22 protein-coding genes and 1 tRNA gene are annotated in these 24,560 nt (G+C 70.9%); 4 read left to right on the top strand and 19 right to left on the bottom strand.

The window, feature by feature from the left end; all coding sequences use genetic code 11:
- Positions 1-13: 13 nt before the first annotated feature.
- The 4 genes from FJY74_01890 to FJY74_01905 all read left to right on the top strand — a co-directional run bounded on the left by FJY74_01890 (position 14) and on the right by FJY74_01905 (position 2,559).
- Positions 14-214 (top strand): hypothetical protein, encoded by a 201-nt coding sequence (locus FJY74_01890; protein MBM3307062.1) that lies wholly within the window; start codon positions 14-16, stop codon positions 212-214.
- 5 nt (positions 215-219) lie between these two features.
- A complete protein-coding gene (locus FJY74_01895) occupies positions 220-585 on the top strand; it encodes a hypothetical protein (protein MBM3307063.1) in 366 nt (121 codons plus the stop codon).
- Between the two features lie 338 nt (positions 586-923).
- Positions 924-1,640: a hypothetical protein gene (locus tag FJY74_01900; GenBank protein MBM3307064.1), complete on the top strand. Its 717-nt coding sequence runs from the start codon at positions 924-926 to the stop codon at positions 1,638-1,640.
- Positions 1,641-1,866: 226 nt separating this feature from the next.
- Complete coding sequence (locus FJY74_01905) at positions 1,867-2,559, top strand: tetratricopeptide repeat protein (protein ID MBM3307065.1); 693 nt, start codon at positions 1,867-1,869, stop codon at positions 2,557-2,559.
- A 220-nt stretch (positions 2,560-2,779) separates the two neighbouring features.
- Here FJY74_01905 and FJY74_01910 read toward each other — a convergent pair whose 3' ends face one another.
- The 19 genes from FJY74_01910 to FJY74_02000 all read right to left on the bottom strand — a co-directional run bounded on the left by FJY74_01910 (position 2,780) and on the right by FJY74_02000 (position 24,557).
- A complete protein-coding gene (locus tag FJY74_01910) occupies positions 2,780-5,272 on the bottom strand; it encodes a leucine--tRNA ligase (protein ID MBM3307066.1) in 2,493 nt (830 codons plus the stop codon).
- Positions 5,273-5,365: 93 nt separating this feature from the next.
- Positions 5,366-6,754 (bottom strand): outer membrane protein transport protein, encoded by a 1,389-nt coding sequence (locus tag FJY74_01915; GenBank protein MBM3307067.1) that lies wholly within the window; start codon positions 6,752-6,754, stop codon positions 5,366-5,368.
- A gap of 121 nt (positions 6,755-6,875) precedes the next feature.
- A complete protein-coding gene (locus FJY74_01920) occupies positions 6,876-7,376 on the bottom strand; it encodes a NapC/NirT family cytochrome c (GenBank protein ID MBM3307068.1) in 501 nt (166 codons plus the stop codon).
- A gap of 103 nt (positions 7,377-7,479) precedes the next feature.
- On the bottom strand, positions 7,480-8,457 hold the full coding sequence (gene holA, locus FJY74_01925; protein ID MBM3307069.1) for a DNA polymerase III subunit delta: 978 nt from the start codon (positions 8,455-8,457) through the stop codon (positions 7,480-7,482).
- 22 nt (positions 8,458-8,479) lie between these two features.
- On the bottom strand, positions 8,480-8,995 hold the full coding sequence (locus FJY74_01930) for an LptE family protein (GenBank protein ID MBM3307070.1): 516 nt from the start codon (positions 8,993-8,995) through the stop codon (positions 8,480-8,482).
- Positions 8,992-10,428, bottom strand: coding sequence for a sigma-54-dependent Fis family transcriptional regulator (locus tag FJY74_01935; GenBank protein MBM3307071.1), 1,437 nt, complete (start codon positions 10,426-10,428; stop codon positions 8,992-8,994). Before FJY74_01935 ends, FJY74_01930 begins: the two co-directional genes overlap by 4 nt.
- A gap of 24 nt (positions 10,429-10,452) precedes the next feature.
- The gene (locus tag FJY74_01940; protein MBM3307072.1) at positions 10,453-11,406 is read right to left on the bottom strand and encodes an SDR family oxidoreductase; all 954 of its coding nucleotides are present in this window, start codon (positions 11,404-11,406) and stop codon (positions 10,453-10,455) included.
- Between the two features lie 28 nt (positions 11,407-11,434).
- Complete coding sequence (locus FJY74_01945; protein MBM3307073.1) at positions 11,435-13,543, bottom strand: nucleotide sugar dehydrogenase; 2,109 nt, start codon at positions 13,541-13,543, stop codon at positions 11,435-11,437.
- Between the two features lie 480 nt (positions 13,544-14,023).
- Complete coding sequence (locus FJY74_01950; GenBank protein MBM3307074.1) at positions 14,024-14,269, bottom strand: hypothetical protein; 246 nt, start codon at positions 14,267-14,269, stop codon at positions 14,024-14,026.
- Between the two features lie 23 nt (positions 14,270-14,292).
- Positions 14,293-16,413, bottom strand: a complete 2,121-nt coding sequence (locus tag FJY74_01955; protein MBM3307075.1) for a M28 family peptidase — start codon at positions 16,411-16,413, stop codon at positions 14,293-14,295.
- Positions 16,414-16,487: 74 nt separating this feature from the next.
- A tRNA-Arg gene (locus FJY74_01960) sits at positions 16,488-16,564 on the bottom strand.
- Positions 16,542-17,579 (bottom strand): DUF362 domain-containing protein, encoded by a 1,038-nt coding sequence (locus tag FJY74_01965; protein ID MBM3307076.1) that lies wholly within the window; start codon positions 17,577-17,579, stop codon positions 16,542-16,544. The genes FJY74_01960 and FJY74_01965 overlap by 23 nt, the downstream gene beginning before the upstream one ends.
- Positions 17,580-17,674: 95 nt before the next feature.
- Positions 17,675-18,544 (bottom strand): NAD(+)/NADH kinase, encoded by an 870-nt coding sequence (locus tag FJY74_01970; protein MBM3307077.1) that lies wholly within the window; start codon positions 18,542-18,544, stop codon positions 17,675-17,677.
- Positions 18,541-20,442 (bottom strand): 1-deoxy-D-xylulose-5-phosphate synthase, encoded by a 1,902-nt coding sequence (locus FJY74_01975; GenBank protein ID MBM3307078.1) that lies wholly within the window; start codon positions 20,440-20,442, stop codon positions 18,541-18,543. The genes FJY74_01970 and FJY74_01975 overlap by 4 nt, the downstream gene beginning before the upstream one ends.
- A 47-nt stretch (positions 20,443-20,489) precedes the next feature.
- Entirely contained in the window at positions 20,490-21,386 is an 897-nt protein-coding gene (locus FJY74_01980) for a polyprenyl synthetase family protein (protein MBM3307079.1), read from the bottom strand.
- A gap of 4 nt (positions 21,387-21,390) precedes the next feature.
- On the bottom strand, positions 21,391-21,603 hold the full coding sequence (xseB, locus tag FJY74_01985; protein MBM3307080.1) for an exodeoxyribonuclease VII small subunit: 213 nt from the start codon (positions 21,601-21,603) through the stop codon (positions 21,391-21,393).
- Between the two features lie 26 nt (positions 21,604-21,629).
- A complete protein-coding gene (gene xseA / locus FJY74_01990) occupies positions 21,630-22,877 on the bottom strand; it encodes an exodeoxyribonuclease VII large subunit (GenBank protein MBM3307081.1) in 1,248 nt (415 codons plus the stop codon).
- Complete coding sequence (locus FJY74_01995; protein ID MBM3307082.1) at positions 22,874-23,758, bottom strand: bifunctional 5,10-methylene-tetrahydrofolate dehydrogenase/5,10-methylene-tetrahydrofolate cyclohydrolase; 885 nt, start codon at positions 23,756-23,758, stop codon at positions 22,874-22,876. The genes xseA and FJY74_01995 overlap by 4 nt, the downstream gene beginning before the upstream one ends.
- A gap of 13 nt (positions 23,759-23,771) precedes the next feature.
- On the bottom strand, positions 23,772-24,557 hold the full coding sequence (locus FJY74_02000) for a YmdB family metallophosphoesterase (protein ID MBM3307083.1): 786 nt from the start codon (positions 24,555-24,557) through the stop codon (positions 23,772-23,774).
- Positions 24,558-24,560: the final 3 nt, after the last annotated feature.

Raw genomic sequence — 24,560 nt, forward strand, 5'->3', positions numbered from 1 at the left:
CGGCGCCGCCGCAGTGACCGCGCGTTGCGGGAACCGCGAGCGGAACCTGGCCGGCTGCAACTGCTCATACGAGCCGTGCAGCCGCAAGGGCGTCTGCTGCGAGTGCATCATGTATCACCGGAACGCCGGCGAGCTTCCGGCGTGCTTCTTCGAGGACCGCGTTGAGCGGACGTACGACCGCGCCATCGCGCGTTTCGTGAGAGAGAACTCCTGAGATCCGTGAGGGGGGAGGGCTCTCTGGCGCCCAGGATCGAGCACTACAGCTTCGGACGGGTCACGATCGACGGGAAGATCTACACCGCCGACGTGGTCGTTCTGCCCGGACGCGTCATCGCCGGCTGGTGGAGGAAGGACGGACACCGGCTGGCGCCGGAGGACGTCGAGGACGTCCTGGCGGCGCGGCCGGCCTGTCTCGTCATCGGAACGGGAGCGTCGGGTCTCATGGAGGTCCCGCCGGAGACGACCGCGCTCCTCGAGGGCCGCGGCATCAGCGTCATCGTCAAGCCCACGGCCGAGGCCGTCGAGACCTACAACCGCCTCCGGGGAGACGGCCGGACGGCGGCCTGCCTGCATCTGACCTGCTAGACCACCTCGACGATCGACCTGCCTCGCGTCGCCCCGCGGACCGCTGGGAGCGCCGTCGGCGCCGCCATTGCGTCATTGACGGCCTGACCCGACCTGTGCTATGATGATTGTCGTGTGAGTCCATGTTGTGTCGGCAGCGGCGGTTCGCGCCGACTGCCGGTCGGTTGTGGGTGTTCTGGAGACACGGTGCCGGTCCGAGGGGCCGGAAGGGCATTTCTGCCGGAGGGAGGTGATTGGGAAGTCGATTCTCGGGTAGCGGGCCGCGCCTCACTCCGGGCGCGACCCAGCCAGTCCGTAGAAGTCCTGTCACGAGGAGTCGTGAACCAAGGGAGGGATCTATGAGGACCCTGTTCGTTATCGCGGCCGCTCTGCTCTGCGTGACTCCGGCGTTCGCCACGGTGCACAACTACAGCTGGGAGAACGGCGGCACCGTCCTCGCCACCTACGGAGCCAACTGCGTCGGCATCGCGAACGTGTGCGGCCCGCAGAGCGGCATCTACGGCACAGGCAGCTCGGCGCCCGGTGGCTCCGCGGGCTTCACCGTCCCCGGCGCCTGCCAGGGCAACTGCTACCTGCACGTCGCCGAGGACCCGCACACCGGGACGCCGTCCGTCGTCGTGGCGTGGATCAAGGGGCTCCAGATCGGTGACACGATCTTCGCCAACATCTGCCTGTACGACCCCTTCGAGGGCAGCTCCACGTTCCCGGGCATGAGGATCTGGGGCGCCTACACCTCCTGCACCGACCCGTCCGTGTACGAGGCGCCGGCCACGAACCCGTCGACCTACACCAACGGCAACCCCGCCTCGTGGAACACCGGGACCCCGGCCACGTCGTGGACCTGGACGTACAACGACGCCACGGACCCGACGGGCTGCTTCCGCATCGAGGTGCGCTTCTACAGCACGCCGCCGACGGCCAACCCTCAGCACACGGACTTCTTCGTCGACAACGTCACCGTCGAGGTCCCGAGCTACTGCGAAGTGATCTTCCCGCAGGGCCAGTCGCCGGTCGAGAGCAGCACGTGGGGCGTCATCAAGGCCCTGTATAGGTAGGCCCAGGCGGCGCCGGCGGAGGATCTGCGCCGGACGCGCATCGAGGAGACGCAGGGGCCCCGTCGAAAGGCGGGGCCTCCTGTTTGGGGAAGCCGGCCGCCTTGACACCCCCGCGCGGGCGTGCTAGGCTCCCGACACCAGAAGGAGCAGCATCGCACCGGCCCCGAAGGCCCCCGAACCGGGGGAGGGGCCGGTGCGAGCACACGGACCGACCCGGGAGGACACGTTGGGGAAGCGCACGCGCGTCACGAAGAAGGCCCTCAAGCACGACGCCTTCGTCGACACCACGGCGAAGGGCACGAAGTTCATCGAGGAGCACATCAACCGGATCCTCATCGGCGCCGTCGTGCTCGTCGTGGCTGTCGGGGTGGTGTTCCTCGTGGTGCGCGGCCAGCGCAACGCCGCGCGGCAGGCCAGCGCGCTTCTCTCCGTCGCCACGGAGTCCCTCAGCTCGGGGCTTCTTGCCCAGGCCTCAGACCAGTTCACGGGCCTCATCGAGCAGTATCCCGGCACCAGAGCCGCCGGGGCGGCCACGTGCTATCTCGGCACGATCAGGTTCCACGAGAAGGACTTCGACGGCGCGCTCCAGCACTTCCAGACCTATCTCGACCGATACCGCAACCCCGGCAATCTCCGCAACCTCGCGCTCACCGGCAAGGCCTCCATCCTCGAGCACCGCCGCGAGTTCGCGGCCGCCGCCGACGCCTATCTCGCCATCGCCGCAGATGCAGGGGACCAGCACGCCACGGCCGCCCTCAACCTCATGAACGCCGTGCGCTGCTACCGCGCCCTGCAGGACTGGCAGAGCATGAAGGGCACCGCCGAGCGCGTCGTCCGCGACTATCCCGACACGCCGTCGGCAGGCGATGCCCGCATCGCTCTCGCCGAAGCGTCCGGCCTCCTTGGACCACAGCCGTAGGGCACCAGGGCACCCCGAACACTCCGAGGTCCGGCTGTCCCGCCGCGCAGGTTCTCGGTCTTGCCTGTCTGTCGCATAATCCGCATTATGTAAACTATCGCACGGAGGCCTCGAGCCCGCTGCGACAGCAGCGGACACCCGACAGCGGCGCCCCGCTGCCGCGCCGCTCCCCCGCGCGTCGCGGGCGGCATCGGCGAACGGGAGCGCGTCCCGGGTGGCCCTACTGCTTCACGACGAGATTGAGCAGGCGGTCCTGCACGTAGATGACCCGAGCGAGGGACGGCTGATCGAGGTACTTGCTGAGCTTGTCGTTCCGGCGAGCCAGCTCGAGCACGTCGTCCTGGGAGGACCCGCGGATCGCCTCGACCTGCCCGCGCAGCTTGCCGTTGACCTGGACCGCGATGGTCGCCGTGTCATCCGTGGCCGCGGCCTCGTTCCACACCGGCCAGGGCCCTCTGAAGATGGACGTCACGCCGCCGGCGCGCTGCCAGAGCTCCTCGCCGAGGTGCGGGACCATCGGCGCGAGCAGCACCACGAGGCTGCGCACGGCCTCGCCGATCACGGCGCGCTCGACGGGCGCCGGCGCGCGCCCTCCGAGCCCCTCCGCGAAGGACCTGGCGGCGTTCGCGAGCTCCATGACGGCGGCGACCGCCGTGTTGAAGCGGAACCCCTCGAAGTCGCGCGTGACCTTCCTGAGGGTCTGGTGGGTCTTCCTGTGCAGCGCCTCGACGCCGGCGGTCAGCTCCTGTCCCGCCAGCGCGGCGCCGTAGTCCGCGCGCGGATCGAACGGCCACTCCTCGGCCAGCGACCACACGCGGTTGAGGAACCTGTGGCACCCGTCGACCGACGCATCGGACCACTCCGCGTCCCGGTCCGGCGGGCCGATGAACAGCGTGTAGAGGCGTTCGGTGTCGGCGCCGTAGGCCGCGATGAGCTCGTCGGGCGGCACGACGTTGCCCTTCGACTTGGACATCTTCGAGCCGTCCTTGTAGATCATCCCCTGCGTGAAAAGCCGCTCGATCGGCTCGTCGAAGCCCAGAAGCCCCATGTCGTGCAGCGCCTTGGTCATGAACCTGACGAAGATCAGGTGCCCGCACGCGTGCTCCACGCCTCCTATGTACTGGTCCACCGGAAGCCACCGGTTGACGTCCTCGCTCACGAACGGGGCGCGCTCCTCCCGAGGCGAGATGTACCGGAAGAGGTACCAGCTCGAGTCCATGAACGTGTCGATCGTGTCCGTCTCTCGCCGCCCCTGCCCCCCGCACCTCGGACACACAGCCGCCATGAAGGTCGGCGACGTCGAGAGGGGCGACTCGCCCTTGCCGGTGAGCCGGATGTCGGTCGGGAGCACCACAGGCAGATCGCGCTCCGGCACCGCCTGGAGTCCGCACCGTTCGCAGTAGATGATCGGGATCGGCGTGCCCCAGTAGCGCTGTCGCGAGATGAGCCAGTCGCGAAGGCGGTAGCTCACGGCGCGTCGCCCCGTCCCGTTCGCCTGCATCCAGTCGGCGATCCGCTCCATGCCCTCGCGGTTCGGCATCCCGTTGAACTCGCCCGAGCCGGTCAGGACCCCGTCCTCCACGTACGCCCCGTCCATGGCGTCCGGGGTGAGGCCTCCGGTCGGCCTATCGATGACGACGCGCACGGGCAGCCCGTAGCGCCTGGCGAACTCGAAGTCCCGCTGGTCGTGCGCCGGGACCGCCATCACCGCGCCCGTCCCGTACTCCATCAGCACGTAGTTGGCCACCCACACGGGAACCCGCTCGCCGGTGGCGGGGTTCACGACGTGCTTCCCGGTCCACATCCCTTCCTTCTCGACGTCGGCGGAGCTGCGCTCCAGCGTGCTCTGCCGCTTCGCGCGCTCTGCGAACGCCGCGACCTCGGTCTCTCTGCCTGTCCCCTCCGCCAGCGTCTGAAGCATGGGATGCTCCGGAGCGATGACCATGTAGGTCACGCCGAAGACCGTGTCGGCTCGCGTCGTGAAGCACGGCAGCCGCTCACCCGTCTCCGGAACCCGGAAGTCGATTTCCACTCCCTCGCTTCGCCCGATCCAATGACGCTGCATCGCGCGCACGCGCTCCGGCCAGCCGCCCAGCCTGTCGAGCCCATCGAGCAGCCGATCGGCGTAGGCCGTGATCCGGAAGAACCACTGCTCCAGGTCGCGCACGCCGACGGCCGTCTCGCAGCGCTCGCACTTCCCGCTGACGACCTGCTCGTTGGCGAGCACGGTCGCGCACGAGGGGCACCAGTTCACTGGCGCCGACTTCCTGTAGGCGAGGTCACGCTCGAAGAGCTTCGTGAAGATCCACTGCGTCCACCGGTAGAAGCGCGGGTCGTGCGACGCGATCTCGCGAGACCAGTCGTACCCTATCCCCCACCTGCGGAACTGCACCTTCATCTTGGCGATGTTCGCGTCCGTCCACAGCGCTGGATGGATGCCGCGCTCGATGGCGGCGTTTTCTGCGGGGAGCCCGAACGCATCCCACCCCATCGGCGAGAGCACCGTCCCCCCGCGCATCATGAGGTGACGGACCAGGGCGTCACCGATGATGTAGTTCCGCCCGTGCCCGACGTGGAGGTCACCGGACGGGTACGGGTACATCACCAGGCAGTAGAAGCCGCCTTCCGCCTCCGTCGGGCACTCGAAGAGACGGTCCTGCTCCCAGCGTTCCTGCCACTTCGGCTCGAGCTCTGCGAAGGGGTAGCGCTCCATGAGTTCTCTCGCTTCAGGTCGACCGACGCATATGCGAAGGCCGGCACCGGGACACGGTGCCGGCCTCGAGTGCGGCGCGGTCTGGTGTCCCCGCTAGAAGGCGTACGTGAGCGACAGGCTCGTCACGACGAGGTCCCCGACGTGCTCGCCATTGTTGTCGTAGTTGACGTTCGCCGGCACGATCAGCTTCTCCCCGATCTGGTACTCGAGCGAGAGGTCGGCGTGCCACGCGCTGCTGCGGTAGGTCATGCCCGCGGCCACGGCGTTCTTCGCGATCTGAGGGAACGCGGCGGTGTAGTGCTCCGCATCGCCGGGGCTCGGCACATTGCGGTAGCCGGCGCGCATCGAGAGCGCGCGGGACAACCGATAGTCGAGCCCCGCCCCGACCTCGATCGTGTCCTTCCACTCGGGGTCGGCGCCGTCGAGGTGCAGCTCCGACGGGAGTTCGGCGTCGACCACACGCGCGATGCCCTTGTACTTGGACCACTGGGTCCACGCGCCGTCGACGGTCAGGGTCAGGCCGTCCACGAGGACGTCCCGGTACGCGATGCCGAGCCCTGCCCACATGGGGAACACGAGGTCGTATTCCTGGTCCTGCTTCGGGGTCGCGTGGTCCGGATGCGTCGACGACACTTCGATCTCCCCCGCCATGGCGACGGTCATCGGCGTGCGAACGACCGCGCCGAAGCTCAACGCGTCCGTCGCCTTGAACATGATGCCCGCCGTCGCGCAGTACCCCCACCCGGTGGCGCTGTCCTCCATCTGGATCGGATGGAGGTCACCCCTGTTGACGGTCTGAGGTCCCGACGTGTCCACCCACCGCTCCTCATACCACGTGCCGAGCTTGGTCTCGAGGCTCGTGTAGACGGCATGACCGGCCAGTCCGAACGAAAGCCCGGGGACGATCTCCTTGGCAACGAGAGGCGAGATGGCATACGAGGTGAGGCGACTCTCGGTGTTCGGCGCTTCTCCCATCACTCGCCGGTAGCCTAGGGGGCTGCTCGGCTGGGTCGGGTACACGGCGACGATGTCGTCGTACACGGCGTCTCCCGCCCAGCGTGTGCCGTAGTCCGCGAACGTGTACGCCGCCAGCCCGACCTTGTCGAAGAGGGCGCCGAGGGAGAACTTCGGGTACAGGAAGATGCCCGGGAGGACCCGGTGCCCCGCGTCCGCGGTGGCGGCGACCTCCGCGCGCACGGGGATGCTGTAGCCTGCGGCCCCGTCGAACGCGATCACGCCTTCCCGTGAGCCCAGCGACACGGCATCCTGCGCGAGCAACGTGACGTCCGTCCCCTTGATCTGCATGATGCCTGCCGGGTTCCAGAACGCCGCGCTGTAGTCATCCGCGAGTCCTATGAACGCCCCGGCCAGCCCGCTCGCCTTCGCCCCCACGGACGGGACGAGAAACCCGTTCGCCGAGACGGAGCCGGACGCCGCCAGCACCAGCACCGTCGAGACAACGACCACGCTCAGAGGGCGCATCGTTCTTCCTCCATGCAGTCAGCGGGGGGCCCGGAGGGTCACCCGGCCGCGTACCAAGAACACAGGCCTCGCGCCCGCGCGCGGAGCCTCCTCGCGTGTGTACCACGGAATCAACCGGTCGTCAAGGGGTTTGTGCCGAGGGATGGCACTCGGAGCATGGGACCACCGCGCGGCGCTCGGCGACATCCCTGTGACCCACGTCGCCGTGGCAGCTCACGCACGCGACCGAGCCCCGATGCCTCGCGTGGGTCTCCGCGCCTGCGAGGCCGACGGCCGTGAGGTCGGCGTCCGAGTGGCATCCCGGCCTCTGGCAGGCGGCCCGCCCCGGAGGTTCCGAGCGGCGCCGTGTGTGAATCCCCAGGAAGTACTCCAGCGCGTTTCGGACGCCGTCGGCCTTGGAGTGGTAGTATCCGACCCACCCGGGATCGCTGTGGCAGTCCAGGCACTTGACCGAGGAGTGGCTGGAGGCGCTCCAGCTCGCGTAGTGCGATCCCATGGCGGTGTGGCAGCTGCCGCAGAACTCGGAACGGGCGCTCCAGAAGTTCAGCGCGAGGCCGCCGCCTGCGACCACGAGCCCGACCAGCACCCACCCCCACCACCGAAGACGAAGACGCCCGCGCATGCCCTGTTCTCACCCGCCTTCCCGCTGCGTCCGTCGAGGCGCGAAGAGCGGCGCGCACGCCGCCGCAGGTCCCTCCGGGAGCCCTCCCCCTCCGCCCGGCACCCTACACTCCCCGGACCAGCTCGTACACGAGCGAGCTCACCACGGGAGCGCCCGCGATGCCTCGTCGGATGTCCGCATCCGCCCGCCGGAACGCGCCCACGCCGTTGGCGTAATCGCGCGATGTGCGCTGTCCGGCGACATCGCCCGGTCCCTCGGTCGGCGCCCCCGCTCGCGCGGCGCCGGGCCCGGAGCCGCGGCCCGCCCCGGCCCGGGCCGTCCACAGCGCCACCCAGCTGTTCCACAGCTGGGACACGATGTGCGCCGGCTCGACGCCGCCGTCCATGAGCCCGTGCGCAAGCGCGAGCGCTTCGCCAAGCTCGCGCCGGGCGACGGCCGACGCCAGATCCCTCATGTCGGAGAGCCGGACACCCACGGCCTCGTCGACGTCCTCCCGCCCGATCGGCCGTCCGTCGGGAACGAAGCACGCGAGCTTGTCGAGCTCATTGGCGATCCTGCTCAGCGACGCCTCCGTCGCCTCGACAAGCGCGAGCGCGGCCGCGACGTCGATCGCGCGCCCCCGCTCCTTCGCCATCCGCGCGACCAGCGCCTCGAGCGTCTTGCCGGCGACGCGACCGCACTCGACCACCGCCGAGCGCGAGAGCACCTCCCTCTCGAAGCGCGTGCCACGCGAGAGGAGCTCGGAACTGACCAGGGCAACACACGAGCTCGCAACGGGATGCTCGAGGTACTTCAGGAGCCCGGTCCGCTGCGTCGGGGTCAGGGCGTCGAACTCGTAGACGACCGTGAGACGTCGCTCCGAGAGCATCGGCATCGTCGCCGCCTGCGAGGCGATGGCCTCCGCCGTCGCGTCCCTGCCCGTGAGGCTCACGAAGTCGAACGCCTCGCTGCCGGGAGCGATGAGGCGCTTCTTGAGGAGCGCGACGCCCAACCCCGCCAGATAGGACTCGGGGCCGTGGAGAAGCACGACGGGCGGGACCGTTCCCCCTGCGATCGTCCTCTGGAACTCCGCGAAGGTCATCTCTTCGGCCACCCGCTCGACGCTACCAGCCCTGGACCGTCTTGGAGAGCAGCTCCTCGGACAGCATCTCGAACGCCGCCGCCCTTGCCTGTTCCTCGGTCGTGAGCCCGCCGCCCTCTCCGGACAGGGCGTACACACCCCACCCCTCGACGGTGCCGCTCCAGATGGTGGTCCCGCTTCTGCGGTCGTCGTACGACAGGGACGCCGCCACGCGGACTCGGTACTCCCGGGGGTTGCCGGCGGCGTCGTACGAGAGCACGGGCCTCTCGTACAGGGTCACGCTGCCCCGCACGATGGCTTCGGCCTCCGACTCGGGCACGACCCTCATCGCGTTGTTCTCGGTCAGCGCCGCGATGATGGCGCTCGTCACCCCCTCCTCTGCCCCGTACTCGATCGTCTCGTTGGCGAGCACCGGCACCGCCACGGTCCTCGGGCCGCCCGCCCGGACCGCCGGGGAGAACCCGTAGTGCGAACATCCCGTGAGAACGAGGAGCACCGCAACGCAGGCAAGTCCCACCTGCGGTCCCGGGGGTCTCATCGCGCCCGCCGCCTCCTGCCGGGGCGCGCTTGCGGCGCCCCTTCCCCGTCGCTCAGCCGCTTCCTGAGCGTGTTCCTGCTGATGCCGAGGATCGCGGCGGCGCCCACCTGGCTTCCGCCGCTCTCCTCCATGGCCAGCGCCGCGAGCGAGCGCTCCACCTCGCCGACCACCGCTTCGTCGATCTCCTCGCGCTCCTCGCCGCGGAGCCTGCGGTACTCGGCGCCGACGGCGGCCCGTAGACCGGTCGCCCCCGCCGCCTCCGGCGCAGGCCATCGCTCCGCGTCCTCGGTCAGCGACGCGAAGTCCTCAGGCCCCAGCACGCCCGTGCGGCACAGCGCGACCGCGCGCTGCACGGCCTGCTCGAGCTCGCGGATGTTCCCGGGCCACGAGTGCTGACGGAGGAGCGCCAGAGCGCCCGGCGAGATCCCCTCGATGTCCCGCTGCATGGACACGCGCGCGCGCTCGACGAAGTGCGCCGCCAGAACGGGGATGTCGTCGAGCCGCTCGCGGAGAGGCGGAATGAACACGGACACGATCTTGAGCCGGTAGAAGAGGTCGACACGGAACCGGCCTTCCTTCATCCGGCCCACGAGACTCCGACCCGTCGCTCCGATGACCCTCACGTCGGTCTTGATCCGCGCCCGCGCGCGCGGCCGCTCGAACCACCCGTGCTCGAGAACGCTCAGGATCCTCCCCTGCGCCTCGAGACCGGCCTCGTCGATGTCGTCGAGGAAGACCGTCCCCGTGTGGGCAAGCTCGAACCGACCCGACGCGCCGGCCTGTCCCGCTCCCCCGTCCCCGAAGAGCTCCGCCTCGAGCGACTCGGGCGCGACGGCCGAGCAGTTCACGGCGACGAACGGCCGCTCCCGCCGGCCGCTGTTGTAGTGAATGGCGCGGGCCACGAGCTCCTTGCCCGTGCCCGCCTCGCCGTGGATGAGCACCGAGGCGTCGGTCGCCGCGATCTGTCCGATGAGCTTGTGGATCTCGACCATCTCGGGCGTCCGCCCGACGATGGCACCGAGGTCTGCGACGTCCGCCGGCCCGGGGGAGCCGATCGTGCGGATGATCCCGCCCTCGCCCGACAGCGCGCGCCTCGCCGCGTCCTCGAGACCGGCCGGAAGCGTCTCCCGGGGAAGGTAGTCGTACGCGCCTTCCCGCATCGACTCGATCGCGCCCTGGCTGCTCGTCCGCTCCGCCACGACGACCACGGGCAGCCTGCGCTCGATCGCCTTCGCGCGCCTGAGGACCTCGAGACACGGCATGCGCTCGAGCCCGTGCTCGACGACGAGCAGCGAGGGCGCGCCGCCGGCCAGCGCCTCCAGCATCTCCCCTGGGTCGGTCCACACGCGCGCGTCGTAGATGAGCGGCGGAAGGGCCTTCACGAGCTCCTCCGCCGCCGCATCGGTCGCGTCGATGATCCAGACGCTCTTCACGAGGTGCCGCTCCGTGGGGGTTCGTCAGGCGCCGCGGCGGCCGGCGCCGGCGGCCCGGAACCACTCGACGGTCCGGGCGAGTCCCTCATCCAGGTCCACGGCGGGCGCGAAGCCGAGCACCGAGCGCGCTCTCGTCACGTCCGCCCACGAGTGCTTCACGTCGCCCGGCCTCGGCCGAGCGAAGCGCGGCCGGACGTCGGCCCCACAGAGAAGACGCAGCCGCTCGCAGAGGTCGCTCACCGTCGTCGTGCTCCCGCACGCGATGTTGAGCGCCTGCCCCACGGCGTCCCTGCTTCCTGCGGCGGCCAGGTTCGCGTCCACGACGTTCGCCACGTAGGTGAAGTCGCGCGACTGCTCGCCGTCGCCGTAGATCACGGGCTGCTCGGAAGCCAGCAGGGCGCTGGCGAAGAGCGGCACGACGGCGGCGTACTGCGACGAGGGGTCCTGCCTGGGTCCGAAGACATTGAAGTACCGCAGCGCGACGCACGGCAGCCCGTAGAGCAGGGAGAAGACCCGGCAGTAGTGCTCGCCGGCGAGCTTCCCCGCGGCGTAGGGCGACTCGGGCGCCGGCGTCATGCCCTCACGCTTCGGCAGCTCCGGCGAGTTCCCGTAGATGGACGACGAGCTCGCGTACACGAGGCGGCCGACGCCGGCGTCGCGGGACGCGATGAGGACGTTGAGCGTGCCGCGCACGTTGACCTCGTCGCTTGTCGCCGGATCGTCCACGGACCTCGGGACCGAGGCGAGCGCCGCCTGGTGAAAGACGACGTCCACGCCGCGGACCGCCTCGCGCACCGCGCCGAGGTCTCTGATGTCCGCCTCGATGAGCGCCACGCGCCCGCCGAGACCCGCGAGGTTCTCGCGCTTCCCGGTCGAGAGGTTGTCCAGCACACGGACGTCGTGCCCGAGCGCCGCCAGGCGTTCCGCGAGGTGGGAGCCGATGAACCCGGCGCCTCCCGTGACGAGCATGCAGGCCATGGCACAGCTCCTCGATCGACGACGTCGCCTAGATCTTCCTCACGTGGGGCGCCGCATGGTCCTTGAGAGCGTTCCGCGCGTCCACGACGGGGACGCCGGTCGCAACGATCGCGCCGTAGTCGAAGGCGCTGTGCGCGGTCGTGATCACGAGGCAGTCGTGGCGCGAGAGCTCGGACGGCGTTGCGGGCACGCTGCGCATCTCGGACCCGTTGAGGGTGAGCGACGGCACGTGAGGGTCGCTGTACGACACGCGCCCGCCCTTCTCCATGAGCAGCTTCATCACGTCCAGCGCCGGCGACTCGCGGATGTCGTCGATGTCCTGCTTGTACGCCACGCCGAGCACGAGCACGTTCGCTCCCCGCACGGGCTTGCCGATGTCGTTCAGGCAGTCCGCCACCTTCGAGGCGACGTAGTAGGGCATGCTGCCGTTGATCTGCCCGGCCAGCTCGATGAAGCGCGCCTCGAACCCCGACTCCTTCGCCTTCCACGAGAGGTAGAACGGGTCGATGGGGATGCAGTGACCGCCGAGCCCGGGGCCCGGGTAGAAGCGCATGAACCCGAACGGCTTGGTCGCCGCCGCGTCGATGACCTCCCACACGTCGATGCCCATGCGGTCGCACATGAGCGCCAGCTCGTTCACGAGCCCGATGTTCACGCTCCGGAAGGTGTTCTCAAGGAGCTTGACCATCTCCGCCACGCGCGTCGAGGACACCGGGACGACCGGCCCGAGCGTGAGGCGGTAGAGGAGCGCCGCGTGCTCCGTGCACGCCGGCGTCACGCCTCCGACGACCTTCGGGATGTTCTTCGTGTTCCAGTCGGGGTTGCCGGGGTCGACCCGCTCCGGCGAGAACGCGAGGTAGAAGTCTCTGCCGACATGAAGTCCGGTGCGCTCAAGGCGCGTCAGGATGAGCTCGTCCGTCGTCCCAGGATACGTCGTACTGTCGAGGATGATCAGCATGCCGGGGTGCACGTACTTCTCGATCTCCTCCACAGCCGCGGCCACGTAGGAGATGTCGGGGTCCTTGGTCTTCCTGAGCGGCGTCGGCACGCAGATGTCGACGGTGTCCAGCTCGCGCAGGACGCCGAAGTCGGTCGTCGCCGTGAACAGCCCGGCCTTCATGATCTCGCGCAGCGACTCGGTCGGCACGTCCTGGATGTACGACTCCCCGGCGTTGAGCTTCTCGACCTTTCGCGCGTCCTTGTCGATGCCGGTGACGCGGTAGCCGGCGCGGGCGAACTCGACGCACAGCGGGAGCCCCACGTACCCCAGTCCGATCACACCCAGCTTCGCCTTCTTCTCGACCAGCTTCGACGTCAGCAAGCTCTCCTCCTTGCGAACCGCGCCGGAGTCATGCCCGGACGGCGGGATCAGTGGGCGGCCCTGGCGACGGTGACCACCCCCGCGGTGACCAACGGAAGGAGCAGGTTGTCGCTCGCTCCGACCGAGAGCGACTCGACGACGGCGGCCGTCGCCCCGATGACCAGGGCCCAGGGAACCGAGACGAAGAATGTAGCAATAATCACGCCGACTGCGAAGAGCGAAAGCGACCCGATGAGGGTCTTCCCGGGATTGTGAGGGAGCGCCGTGCTGCCGAATGCGCGCCCCGCCAGGCTCGCCACGCTGTCCCCGACGGCGAGGATCAGGATGCCCACCGTGGCTCCTGCGCGCGGGAACACGGCGAGGGTGAGGAAGATCCCGAGCCCGTACAGGATCGGGCCCTGCACGATCGCCCGCGGCTCGGCCGGCCGCATCGTCGCCCACGTGACCCGCGAGACCACCGGCACCGCGATCCCGCGGAGCCGCAGCCACTCCGAGAGCGCGAACAGGCCGGTCACCGCGCCCACGAGCCAGAGGGTGAACCCCTTCGACCAGACGGCCATGGTCGGGACGACCGCCGCCGCGGCGTGGATCGCCTTCCTGACGGCTTCGTGCCTCACGGCGAGCGCCTGGGGCGTCACGCCCTCGGCCGCTCCCTCGGGGAAGAACTGGAGGATCTCGCGGAGGTCGTGCGTGTGCAGCACGAAGCTCGCGTCGCGGAGGATGGGCTGTTCGGGGTTCACGCCGATGCTGCGCCAGGCCGCCCGCACGATCTCGGAGTTGCTGCGGTCGTCCACGACCACCGTCGTGGCCGCCCATCCGATGCCGGCCTGGCCCAGCATGCGCTCGAGAGACTCGCGCTTGCCCGTCTCAGAGTGGCGGACGCCCAGGAGGCGCCCCGTGAGCGCGCCGTTCTCGGTCTCGAGCAGCGCGCCGGCGCCGCCGTCCGCGCCGAGGCGCACGGCCAGGCGCTCCACGACCTCCTGAGGGACACCCACGCTCACGAACACCACCGAGTAGCCCATGCGCCTGAGCGCGGCGCAGACCTCACGCGCCCCTTGCACCAGGCGCACGGACTCGGCAAGGGCGAGGAGGTCGCTCACGCGCGCCCCGCGCTGCAGCGCGTACGCGCGCTCGACCACCTCGCGCACCGACAGGAAGCCGGCCTTGTGCAGAAGCCCGAGCCACAGGCTCCTGAACCACACACCGACGCCCCTGCGCCGCGCGGCACACGACAGGAAGAGCCCCTGAAGCAGCACGCCGTCCACGTCGAACGCGACGGCGCCTCGCGCGGGAGCCTCACGCCCTGCGGCCGCGCCCATCGTCCCTCCCCAGGAGATGCCGCAGGCCGCGGAACGCCATCCAGCAGGCCATGGCGCCGAGAAGCAGGAACATGTAGCTGAAGCGGTTGCCGTACCGAGGGAGTATGAGATCTACGAAGCGAACGAGCGCGTACACGATCATGCCCGCGCATGCGAGGTACGCCAGGCCGAGGATCGTCCTCAGGACGCGGACCTGTGTCGACGCCGGCGGCACGCGCGGCATGAGGCCCCCTTCAGGCCGCGCCGCTATCGCAGCACGGCGAACTTCCCCGTCGCGACGTCGGACGGATCGACCTGCCCCTGGCCGTACGCCTGGAGCCGGTACACGTACACGCCGCTCGCCAGGGGCGGTCCCCCCCTGTTCAGCCGCTCCCACGGCACCGCGTTCCAACCGGGGAGCACACCCTCGTTGTCCTGGTCCGACGCCGAGACGTCGCGCCGCTTGGTGTAACTCCCGAGCGTCTGGCCCGTCAGGTCGAACAGCGTGAGGGCGACCGTCCACGCCTCGCGCGTGAGCTCGTACCGGAAGGTGATCTCGTCCGCCGCGCCCGACGGATTCGGGTACGCGTAGTGGCTGGCAAGCCTGAGCGTCGCGGCCCGCACGTACAGCGTCACGGCCGCCTCGTTGTCCGTCAGCGTGAGCTCGTCCGTTCCCGGGGCGACGACTTCCACGGTCAGCACGTGCTCCCCGATGTCGCTCTCGTCCAGCTGCCACACGAACGTGTTCCGGATCACCTCCCCGCCCCCCACGACCCGCGACACCGCAGTCTCGAAGAGGAGCGCGCCGCTCCCCGGCGCCCCGTCCCAGACCCGCACCGTCGCGCTCACGGGCTCGCTCGGCCCGAACGCGTGCACGTCCACGGTCACGGGCACCGCGTTCCCGGCCACGAGCGCAGTTCGGTTGACCGCCACGTCCTCCTGGAAGACCGCGAGGTTGATCTGCCCGTCGGGATCGGCGAACCGCGCGAGACTCCCGGCGATCGCCTTCGCGACGACCGCGAGCTGCGACGGGAACACGTTCCCGACGGTGTCGCGCACGGAGTGGTAGGAGGGGTTCCTCGTCGTCGGGTGAGCGTGCTCGATCGCGACGACGGCGTCGTACCCGGTCCTCCAGAAGCTCGCGTGGTCGCTGTAGGCGAGCGCCTCGTCGATGCGCAGGACGCTCGAACCGGCGAACGCGCCAGGGTGCTCCTCGACGGTGCCGAGGATCCAGTCCGCGAGCCACTTCGACCCCGGGTTGGTGACGATGTGGCACGTGTCGGGGTGGTCGGCGGAGCGCTTGTACGCCACCATGTCCACGTTGAGCACGCCGTAGATGGTGTCTCCCGCAGCAGCGACGGCGTCGGCGTACTGGCCGCTGCCGAGAAGCCCCAGCTCCTCCCCCGAGAACAGGGCGAAGCGGACGTCGAACGGCAGCGTCACCCCCGAGAGAGCGCGCGCTACCTCGATGGCCACCGCCACGCCCGTGGCGTTGTCGTCGGCGCCAGGCGCGGGGTTGTCGCACCACCAGTAGTAGCCGTCCCTCAGGGACCCCGAAAACGAGATGGCGTCGTAGTGGGCGCAGACGATGTAGCAGCCGCCGAGCCGGCCCGTCCCCTCAAGGACCCCGATGACGTTGTCGGCCGGGTAGGTCACGATGGGCCCTGAAGGACCCTGCTCGCACGTGTATCCCAGAATGCCGAACCGCTGCGTGTCCACGGGCGCGCCGCCCGGGAGGACCGCTTCAAGCTGCCCCTCGACGTACGGCCTGGCCTCCGTGAGGCACTCCGCGCGCCGCACGTACCGGCTGCGCGGCGCGCCGCCCGGGTACTGACTGAGGCGCTCCACGTGCGCCATGAGCGAGTCGGCCGAGATGCCGCTCATGACGTCGGCCACGAGCCCGCGCACCGCGCGGCCGTCCCGCTCCGCCGTGGTCCGCACGTGCGCGGGCGGCTCGCCGTCGAACCACCGCTCGGCCCTCACGGCCTCGGGCAGCGGGTACATCATGAAGCACGCGGCCCGCAGGCCGTCCTCCGCCCCGCCGAACGGCTCGACGAGCACGGCCCCGCGCGGCTCGCTCCACAGCGCCGTGCCGTACGGCCGCAGGACCTCGGGCCCGCCCGCCGGGTAGCAGATGTAGAGCGGCGCCCGTCCGTCGATCCCGGCCACCTCTTCGCACGTGAGCCTGCCGCGACGGAGGTTCTCACCGAGCAGCGCGTCGCCCGCCACGAGCGCGTGGGTCGTGCCGACGAACCGGACGACCGCCCGCGCGGCGAGCGCCGTCTCCAGCGCAGCGCCGTCGTCCAGCGCAAGGTTGTACAGGGTGTCACCCGAGGCGTTGGCGGACAGAAGGAGAAGCAGCGCGACAAGCGTGAGACGGCCTGCCATGGTGAGCACCTCCCGCGTTCCGCACGCTCGCACTTCCGATCGGGGCCGGCGGCCTCGCCGCCGGCCCCCTCGCCTGGCGCGCCCGGAGGGACTTGAACCCCCGACACCTGGAACCGGAGTCCAGTGCTCTATCCAACTGAGCTACGGGCGCTGTCTGCGATCTCGATGAGCTGGTAGTTCCGCGTGCCGAGCCCCAGCTCCTCGGCATGGCGTAGCTGCTCGGTCGGGTCCACCTCGGCGTGGAGGTCGCGGAACTTGTCCCCCCCACGGCGGTAGTTCTGGGAGATGTCGCTCCCCCTGGCCACGGGCGCCTCGTTCACCAGGTCGTAGCACGCCTGGTCGGCGGCGACCGGATCCAGCGACGCGATCACGCCGATGTCCGGAACGATGGGCGCCTTCGCCGCGCCGTAGCAGTCGCAGAGCGGGTGCACGTCGGTGATGAAGTTGACGTACCCGATCCGCCCCGGCTTCGTGGCGGCGATCGCCGCGAGGTATTCTACCATCTTCCTCTGGAACACGTCAGCGGATTCGTTCCAGTGGATGCTCACCGCCCGTTGGGGACAGACGACGATGCACTCGGCGCAGCCGATGCACTTCTCGGGGTCGATCGTCGCCTTCTCCCCCACCGTGATGGCGTCGGCCGGACACCACGCGACGCACGTCCCGCAAGCGACGCAGCTTGGCCGCACGAACGGTCTGGTCGTGGAGTGCTGGTCCAGCTTGCCGGCGCGCGACGCCCCGCCCATCCCCAGGTTCTTGATGGCCCCGCCGAACCCGGAGACCTCGTGTCCCTTGAAGTGCGCAACGGACAGGATGGCGTCCGCCTTCACGAGGTCGGCGCCGAACGGCGCCTCGGTGACGTGCCGGCCGCGGGCCGGCAGGCGGATCTCCGAGGTGCCGTGGAGGCCGTCCGCGACGACGACCGGCGCCCCGACCGCGGCGTACGTGAACCCGTGCTCGGCCGCCGTCCGGAGGTGCGTCACCGAGTCGCTCCTGGTCCCCCGATAGAGCGTGTTGCAGTCGGTGAGGAAGGGCCTCGCGCCCTGCTTGAGCAACCACGCGACGATCCGCCGCACGAAGCGCGGCCTGACGTGGCCGGTCTCGTTGCTCTCACCGAAGTGCAGCTTGACGGCGACGGTGTCGTTCGCCCGGACGACGCCGGCCATCCCGCTCGACTCGAGCAGGAGGTCGAGCCGGGCGGCGATGTCGTCGCCGCCTGCCTCCCCGACCCGCAGCAGATACACGGGGCTCTTCGCGCCGCTCACCGCTCCACCACCCTCCCCGACCAGCGCAGCTTCCGCCCGAGGATCTCGTAGTAGGAGTGTCGCCCGATCTCGATGAGACGCGCGCTCCGCTCCGCCCTCCGCACGACGATCGCGTCGCCCGTCTCCATGCCGCACAGGCGGTCGCCGTCCACGCTCACGACCGCCTCGCCGTCGGACGACAGCATGCGCACCTCGACGGAGGCGGTCGGCGGCAGGACGCAGGCGCGGATGCTGAGCGAGTGCGGGCAGATCGGGGTGACGACGATGGCCTCGACTCCGGGCATCACGACGGGCCCGCCCGCCGAGAGCGCGTACGCCGTCGAGCCCGTGGGCGTGGAGAGGATGATGCCGTCCGCCGCGAAGCGCGTGATGAGGTCCCCGTCCACGCGGGCCTCGAACGAGAGCATGCGGGACGCGGCGCCGTTGCGGACGACGAAGTCGTTGAGCGCCACGGCCGACCCGCCCGTGCGTTCCACCGCGCCCGCGAGCATCATGCGGGGGCGGGCGACGAGCGCCCCGGCCCGCGCGTCCGCCAGCACGGCCGGCAGCTCGTCCGCGCCGACCTGCGTCAGGAACCCGAGGCTGCCGAGGTTCACGCCGAAGACCGGGACCTCACGGCCCGTGCGCGCGATCGCCCGCACCGCCGCGAGCAGCGTCCCGTCGCCCCCCAGCGCGAACACGAGGTCGGACTCGGCCGCCACCCGGTCCACGGGCGCGCCCTCCGCGGCCCGGCCGCGAAGCGCCGCGACGAGGTCCTCCTGCACGAGCGCCGTGAGGCCCTGCGCGCCGCACCAGTCGAGGACCGCGTCCATGGCGGCGCCCAGACCCCCCTTGCGGGGGTTGCCGATGATCCCCACCGTCTTCATCGCTCCGCGCCTCCCCGGCCTCCGCCCGCGATGAGACCGCGGGCCGCCGCCGCCACGCCGTGCGCCGTGAGGCCGCACCGCTCGAGCAACCGCTCGCGCGTCGCGTGCGTCACGAACTCGTCCGGAAGCCCCATGAGGCGAACCGGGACACCGTGGAGCCCCGACGACTGCAGGAGCTCGAGGACCGCCGCGCCGAACCCTCCGCTCGTCACGTTCTCCTCGATCGTGACGATCCGCCCGGTCGTCCGCGCCTCCTCCTCGATCACATCGCCGTCCAGCGGCTTGACGAACCGCGCGTTCACGACCGATGCGCCCACGCCCTCGGCCGCGAGGTCCTCCGCCGCCCTGGACGCGACGCCCACCATGGGCCCCACGGCGATGAGCGAGACGTCGCCGCCCTCGCGCAGCCGCTCGGCCTTGCCCAGGGGCACGGCGACCGGCTCGAAGTCCATGCGGACGCCGAGGCCCGCGCCGCGAGGGTACCGCACCGCGATCGGCCCCTCGTCGTGCTCGACGGCCGTCCGGACCATCGCCGCGAGCTCGTTCTCGTCCTTCGGCGCCATGACGACGAGGTTCGGCACGGCGCGCAGGAACGAGAGGTCGAACGCCCCGTGATGCGTCGGGCCGTCGTCCCCCACGAGCCCGCCGCGGTCGATGAGGAATCGCACCGGCAGCCTCTGCAGGCAGACGTCGTGGACGATCTGGTCGTAGGCGCGCTGGAGGAACGTCGAGTAGACGGCCACGACGGGCTTCATGCCCGCCGCGGCGAGGCCCGCCGCGAAGGTCACGGCGTGCTGCTCGGCGATGCCCACGTCGAAGAAGCGGTCGGGGAAGCGCTTCGCGAAGTGCGAGAGCCCCGTCCCGTCCGGCATCGCCGCCGTGATGGCCACGATCCTGTCGTCCTTCTCTGCGAGCGACACGAGCGTGCGTCCGAACGCCTCGGTGTAGGAGATGGCCGTCGGCATGGACGTCGTCGTTCCGGTCGCCTTGTCGAACGACCCGACCCCGTGAAACCTGGGAGCGTCGTCCTCCGCGGGCTGGTAGCCCTTCCCCTTGACCGTGATGACGTGGACGAGGAGCGGGCCCGCCATGAGCCTGAGGCGCTCGAACGACTCGACGAGGGTCTCGACGTTGTGCCCGTCGAGCGGACCGAAGTACTTGAATCCCAGCTCCTCGAAGAGGACGCCCGGCACGAGGAGTCCGCGAATCCCCTCGAGGGTCCGGCTCGCGAGCTCGCGGGCCCGCGAGCCCACGCCCGGGACCCTGCCGAGGATGTCCCAGACCTCGGCCTCGAGCCTGTGGTAGGTCGGCGCGGACCGCAGCCGCGTGAGGTACTGCGAGAGCGCCCCCACGTTCTTGGAGATGGACATCCTGTTGTCGTTCACGACGACGATGAGGTTCTTCTTCAGATGGCCGGCCTGGTTGAGTCCCTCGAGGGCAAGGCCGGCGGTGAGCGCCCCGTCGCCGATCACGGCGATCACGCGGCCCTCGCGGGCGAGGAAGTCGCGCCCGCAGACGATGCCGAGGGCCGCCGAGATGGACGTCGAGGAATGGCCGGTGTTGAACGCGTCGTGCGGGCTCTCCTCGCGCCTGGGGAAGCCCGCGATGCCCCCCTCCTGCCGAAGCGTCTCGAACGAGTCGCGCCGTCCCGTGATGAGCTTGTGCGCGTAGCTCTGATGTCCGACGTCCCAGAGAATGCTGTCGCGGGGCGAGTCGAAGACGTAGTGCAGGGCCAGCGTGAGCTCGACGACCCCGAGGCTGGGCGCGAGGTGCCCGCCGTTGCGCGAGACCACGCGGATGATCTCCTGACGGACCTCCTCGCCGAGCGGAACGAGGTCCCTCGGGCTCAGCGCCCGGAGGTCCTGAGGCGAGTTGATGCCGTCGAGGATCCGTGCCACGCCGCTTCCGCCTTTCGCGCAGGCCGAACGCCGCCCGTCCCGCGCCCTCAGCGCCTGCGCTCGACGATGTACCGGGCGATCTCCGTGAGAGGCCTCGCGGTCGCTCCGAACCGGTCCAGCGCCGCCACGGCCTGGTCGGCGAGTCTCCGGGCCTCCCGCTCGGCCGCCTCGGCGCCCACGACGCCGGGATACGTGAGCTTCCCGCGGGCCACGTCCTTCCGGACGGCCTTCCCCATCTCGTCGGCGCTGCCCGTCACGTCGAGCAGATCGTCCCTGATCTGGAACGCGAGGCCGGCGGCCCGCCCGTAGGCCGTGAGCGCCGCGACGTCGTCGGCGCCCGCGCCCGCCGCGAGCGCGCCGACGCGCACCGACGCCGCGAGGGGCAGCGCCGTCTTGCGGGTGTGGATCAGCGTGATGGAGGCGAGGTCCGGGGGCGCGCCCTCCATCGCAATGTCGGCCGCCTGCCCGCCGACCATCCCGCGGCTCCCGTTCGCCTCGGCCAGCTCGCGGATCACCGCGACTTTCCTCTCGGGCGCAAGGCGCTCGTCACCCGCCACGACCTCGAACGCGAGGGTGAGCAGCGCGTCGCCCGCGAGGATGGCGAGCGCTTCCCCGAAGACGCGGTGGCTCGTCGGCCTCCCGCGTCGCTCGTCGTCGTCGTCCATCGCCGGCAGGTCGTCATGAATGAGCGAGTACGTGTGGATGAGCTCGAGCGCGCAGGCTGGGACGAGGACGCCGTCGTCGGCGCCGCCCACGAGCTCGAACGCCGACAGCGCGAGGATCGGCCGCAGGCGCTTGCCGCCCGAGAACACGCTGTATCGCATGGCCTCGTGGAGACGGTCCTCCGAGGACGCCCCGGCCCCTCCCGCGGACGGCAGACAGCGGTCGAGGGCCTCCTCGACGAGCGCGCGCCTGGCATCCAGGTACTCAGTGAGGAACGACACGCGGTCAGTCCCCCTCGGGCGGCTCGCCCTCGAAGTCCTCGAGCCCGAGCTCGCCCTGCACGCCCCTGACGAGCCGCTGCACGCGCTCCTCGGCCTTGGCCAGCGCCTTCGACAGAGACTCGGCGAGCTTCATGCCGTCCTCGAACGCCCTGAGCGACTCGTCGAGGCCGAGCTCGTTCCGCTCGAGCCGCGCGACGATCTCCTCGAGCTTCGCCATGTCGTCCTCGAACGTCGGCTTCTTGCTCACGCAGCCCTCTCCTTCCCGCCGCGAACGGAGTTCACCGTGCAGTCGAACGCGCCGTCCGCGACCGTCACCCTGACCTGCGACCCCGGCGCAACGTCCGCGGCCGAGGTCACCGCCGACAGGACCGGCAGGAGCGCGACGGACGCGAACCCCCTCGCCAGGACCTTCGCGGGGTCGGCGAGGGCGAGCTCCGCGGCGTAGCGCTCGACGCGCGCCCGCCGGAGCGCGAGCGCGGTCCTCGCGGCCGCCGCGGCCCGCCCGCCCAGCTCGTCCACGCGCTGGGACAGGCGCTCGATCTGATCGAGCGGGATCCGGAGCCCGTAGGCCCCGCGAAGGGCCGCGGCGCGCTCCGCGTGTCGGCGGAGCCGGGAGCGCACCGCGCGCTCGACCCGCCCGGCGGAGACCAGGATCGAGCGCAGGAGGGCGCGACGGTCCGGGACCGCGATCTCCGCGGCGTTCGACGGCGTCGCCGCGCGGACGTCCGCCACGAAGTCCGCGATCGTGAAGTCCACCTCGTGACCCACGGCCGAGATGACCGGCGTGCGCATCGCGTGGATCGCGCGCGCGACGCGTTCGTCGTTGAACGCCCACAGGTCTTCGAGGGAGCCTCCGCCACGCCCGACGATGCAGACATCGGCGCCGCCCCACTCGTCCACCATGCCGAGCGCCGCGACGATCGCCGGCGCCGCCTCGGCGCCCTGGACGGGCACGGGCACGACGACGATGCGCACGGAGGGCATCCGCGCGCGCGCGACGCGGATGACGTCGCGCACGGCCGCGCCCGTCGGCGAGGTGACCACCGCGACCGTCCTCGGGAAGCGCGGCGCGGGGACCTTGCCGGCCTTGTCGAAGAGCCCCTCGGCCTCGAGCTTCCGCTTGAGCGCCTCGAACGCGGCAGCGAGCTCCCCGATGCCCGCGGGGCGCATCCGCTCGACGTAGAGCTGGTATCTGCCGGACGGCTCGTAGACGCCGACGCGCCCGAACGCAAGCACCTTCATGCCGCTCTGCGGCGCGAAGGCGAGCTTCGCGTTCGCCTGCCGGAACATCACCGCCGGGAGCTGGCTCTTCTCGTCCTTGAGCGTGAAGTACATGTGGCCGGAGCTGTGGCGGTTGAAGTTCGAGATCTCGCCCTCGACCCAGACCGAGGGAAGCGACTCCTCGAGGATGTGCTTGACCGCCGCCGTCACCTCGCTGACGGTGTACGTGCGTTCCGCCGGCCGCGACTCGTCGCCCCGCGAAGGTGTCATCGCTCCCGCGCCCTCGCCTCCGCCGCCCGCACGGTGTTCCTGAGGAGGATCGCCGTCGTGAGCGCCCCGACGCCGCCGGGGACCGGCGTCGCCACCGCCGCGCGCCCGAGCACCTCCTGGAACGCGACGTCGCCCACGACGCGGAAGCCCTTCTCGGCGGTCGCGTCCTCGACGCGGTTCACGCCGACGTCCACGACGACGGCGCCCTCGCGGACCATGTCCCCGCGGATCGCCTCGGGCCGGCCCATCGCTGCCACGAGGACGTCCGCCCTGAGCGTGTGCGTCGCGAGGTCGCGCGTGCCGGTGTGACAGACCGTCACCGTCGCGTTGCCGCGGTCGCCCTTCCGGAGCAGCAGCAGCGCGAGCGGGCGCCCCACGACGGCGCTCCGGCCGACGACGACCACGTGCGCGCCCTCGATGGGCACCGCGGCGGCCGCCAGCGCCTCGACCACGGCAAGCGCCGTGCAGGGCGCGAAGACCTCGGCGCCCCTCGCAAGGAGGCCGAGGCTCCCCGCCGCCGCGCAGTCGACGTCTTTGGCGGCCGGGACGGCGTCCACGACGGAGGGGTCCACGCCGCGCGGAAGCGGCTGCTGCACGATGATGCCGTGGACGAGCGGGTCGCCTGCGAGCGCCGCGAGCGCCCGGGCGGCGCCGTCGGTCCCGGCGCCCGCGGGGAGCCGCACGACGCGCACGTCGATGCCCGCGCCGCCCCCGGCCCGCTCGATGCTCGCCGAGTAGATCGCCGAGGCCGGGTCGTCGCCGACGCACACGACGGCGAGACAAGGCTGCACGCCGCGGCCCGCGAGCGCGGCCGCGCGCCGTCCGACCTCCTCCACGATCCCCGCCGCGATCGGCCTGCCCTTGAGAACCCTCGTCTCCACGATGGCCCCCCGCTCACCCGTCGATCACGGACATGACCCTGTGGATCCCCGTCGCGGCGCCGCTGGTCTCGTCGGCGTCGACGACGACGCCGCAGAGCACGAGGCGACCGCCGGCCGGCTCAAAGCGCTGCGGGATCTGCGTGAGGAACCTCGCAAGGGAGAGGTCCCTTCGCATGCCGATCACCGAGTCGTACGGCCCCGTCATCCCCGCGTCCGAGATGGCCGCGGTGAACCCGTCCACGATGCGCTCGTCCGCCGTCTGCACGTGCGTGTGCGTTCCCAGGACGGCCGTCGCCGCCCCGGCCAGGTGCCACGCCATCGCGACCTTCTCCGACGTCGCCTCCGCGTGGAGGTCCACCAGCACGACGCGGGCGCGCGTCCGCAGCTCCGCCACGAGCGCGGCGCCCACGCGGAACGGGCAGTCGGTCTCCGGCAGGAACACCCTGCCCTGCAGGTTCACGACGCCCACGGGAACGCCCTTCGCGGTCTCGAAGACGCCGGCTCCCCGACCGGGGGTGCCCGGGGGGTAGTTGGCCGGCCGGAGGATCCGCTCGCAGCCCGCGACCAGCTCCGCGGCACCCTTCTTGTCCCAGATGTGGTTGCCGCTCGTGAGGACGTCGATGCCGAGCGCGAAGAGGTCGTTCGCCACGGGCTTCGTGAGCCCGATGCCTCCCGCCGCGTTCTCGCCGTTCGCCACGACGAGCGACGGCCCCCACTCCCTCACGAGGCCGGGCAGGAGCAGCTCGACGGCGCGCCGCCCGGGCCGCCCGACGACGTCCCCGATGAAGAGGATCCTCATGCG

This window comes from Candidatus Effluviviaceae Genus I sp., assembly GCA_016867725.1.
GTDB lineage: Bacteria > Joyebacterota > Joyebacteria > Joyebacterales > Joyebacteraceae > VGIX01.

Excerpts from the sequence above, each read along its gene's own strand:
- FJY74_02000 (MBM3307083.1), bottom strand. The coding sequence starts at position 24,557 with ATGAGGATCCTCTTCATCGGGGACGTCGTCGGGCGGCCCGGGCGGCGC.
- xseB (MBM3307080.1), bottom strand. The coding sequence starts at position 21,603 with ATGGCGAAGCTCGAGGAGATCGTCGCGCGGCTCGAGCGGAACGAGCTC.
- FJY74_01970 (MBM3307077.1), bottom strand. The coding sequence starts at position 18,544 with ATGAAGACGGTGGGGATCATCGGCAACCCCCGCAAGGGGGGTCTGGGC.
- xseA (MBM3307081.1), bottom strand. The coding sequence starts at position 22,877 with ATGACACCTTCGCGGGGCGACGAGTCGCGGCCGGCGGAACGCACGTAC.
- holA (MBM3307069.1), bottom strand. The coding sequence starts at position 8,457 with ATGACCTTCGCGGAGTTCCAGAGGACGATCGCAGGGGGAACGGTCCCG.
- FJY74_01930 (MBM3307070.1), bottom strand. The coding sequence starts at position 8,995 with ATGAGACCCCCGGGACCGCAGGTGGGACTTGCCTGCGTTGCGGTGCTC.
- FJY74_01945 (MBM3307073.1), bottom strand. The coding sequence starts at position 13,543 with ATGGGCGGCCACGACGGTGGTCGTGGACGACCGCAGCAACTCCGAGAT.
- FJY74_01920 (MBM3307068.1), bottom strand. The coding sequence starts at position 7,376 with ATGCGCGGGCGTCTTCGTCTTCGGTGGTGGGGGTGGGTGCTGGTCGGG.
- FJY74_01950 (MBM3307074.1), bottom strand. The coding sequence starts at position 14,269 with ATGCCGCGCGTGCCGCCGGCGTCGACACAGGTCCGCGTCCTGAGGACG.
- FJY74_01965 (MBM3307076.1), bottom strand. The coding sequence starts at position 17,579 with ATGGCCGGCGTCGTCCGGGCGAACGACACCGTCGCCGTCAAGCTGCAC.
- FJY74_01940 (MBM3307072.1), bottom strand. The coding sequence starts at position 11,406 with ATGGCCTGCATGCTCGTCACGGGAGGCGCCGGGTTCATCGGCTCCCAC.
- FJY74_01910 (MBM3307066.1), bottom strand. The coding sequence starts at position 5,272 with ATGGAGCGCTACCCCTTCGCAGAGCTCGAGCCGAAGTGGCAGGAACGC.
- FJY74_01915 (MBM3307067.1), bottom strand. The coding sequence starts at position 6,754 with ATGCGCCCTCTGAGCGTGGTCGTTGTCTCGACGGTGCTGGTGCTGGCG.
- FJY74_01955 (MBM3307075.1), bottom strand. The coding sequence starts at position 16,413 with ATGGCAGGCCGTCTCACGCTTGTCGCGCTGCTTCTCCTTCTGTCCGCC.
- FJY74_01900 (MBM3307064.1), top strand. The coding sequence starts at position 924 with ATGAGGACCCTGTTCGTTATCGCGGCCGCTCTGCTCTGCGTGACTCCG.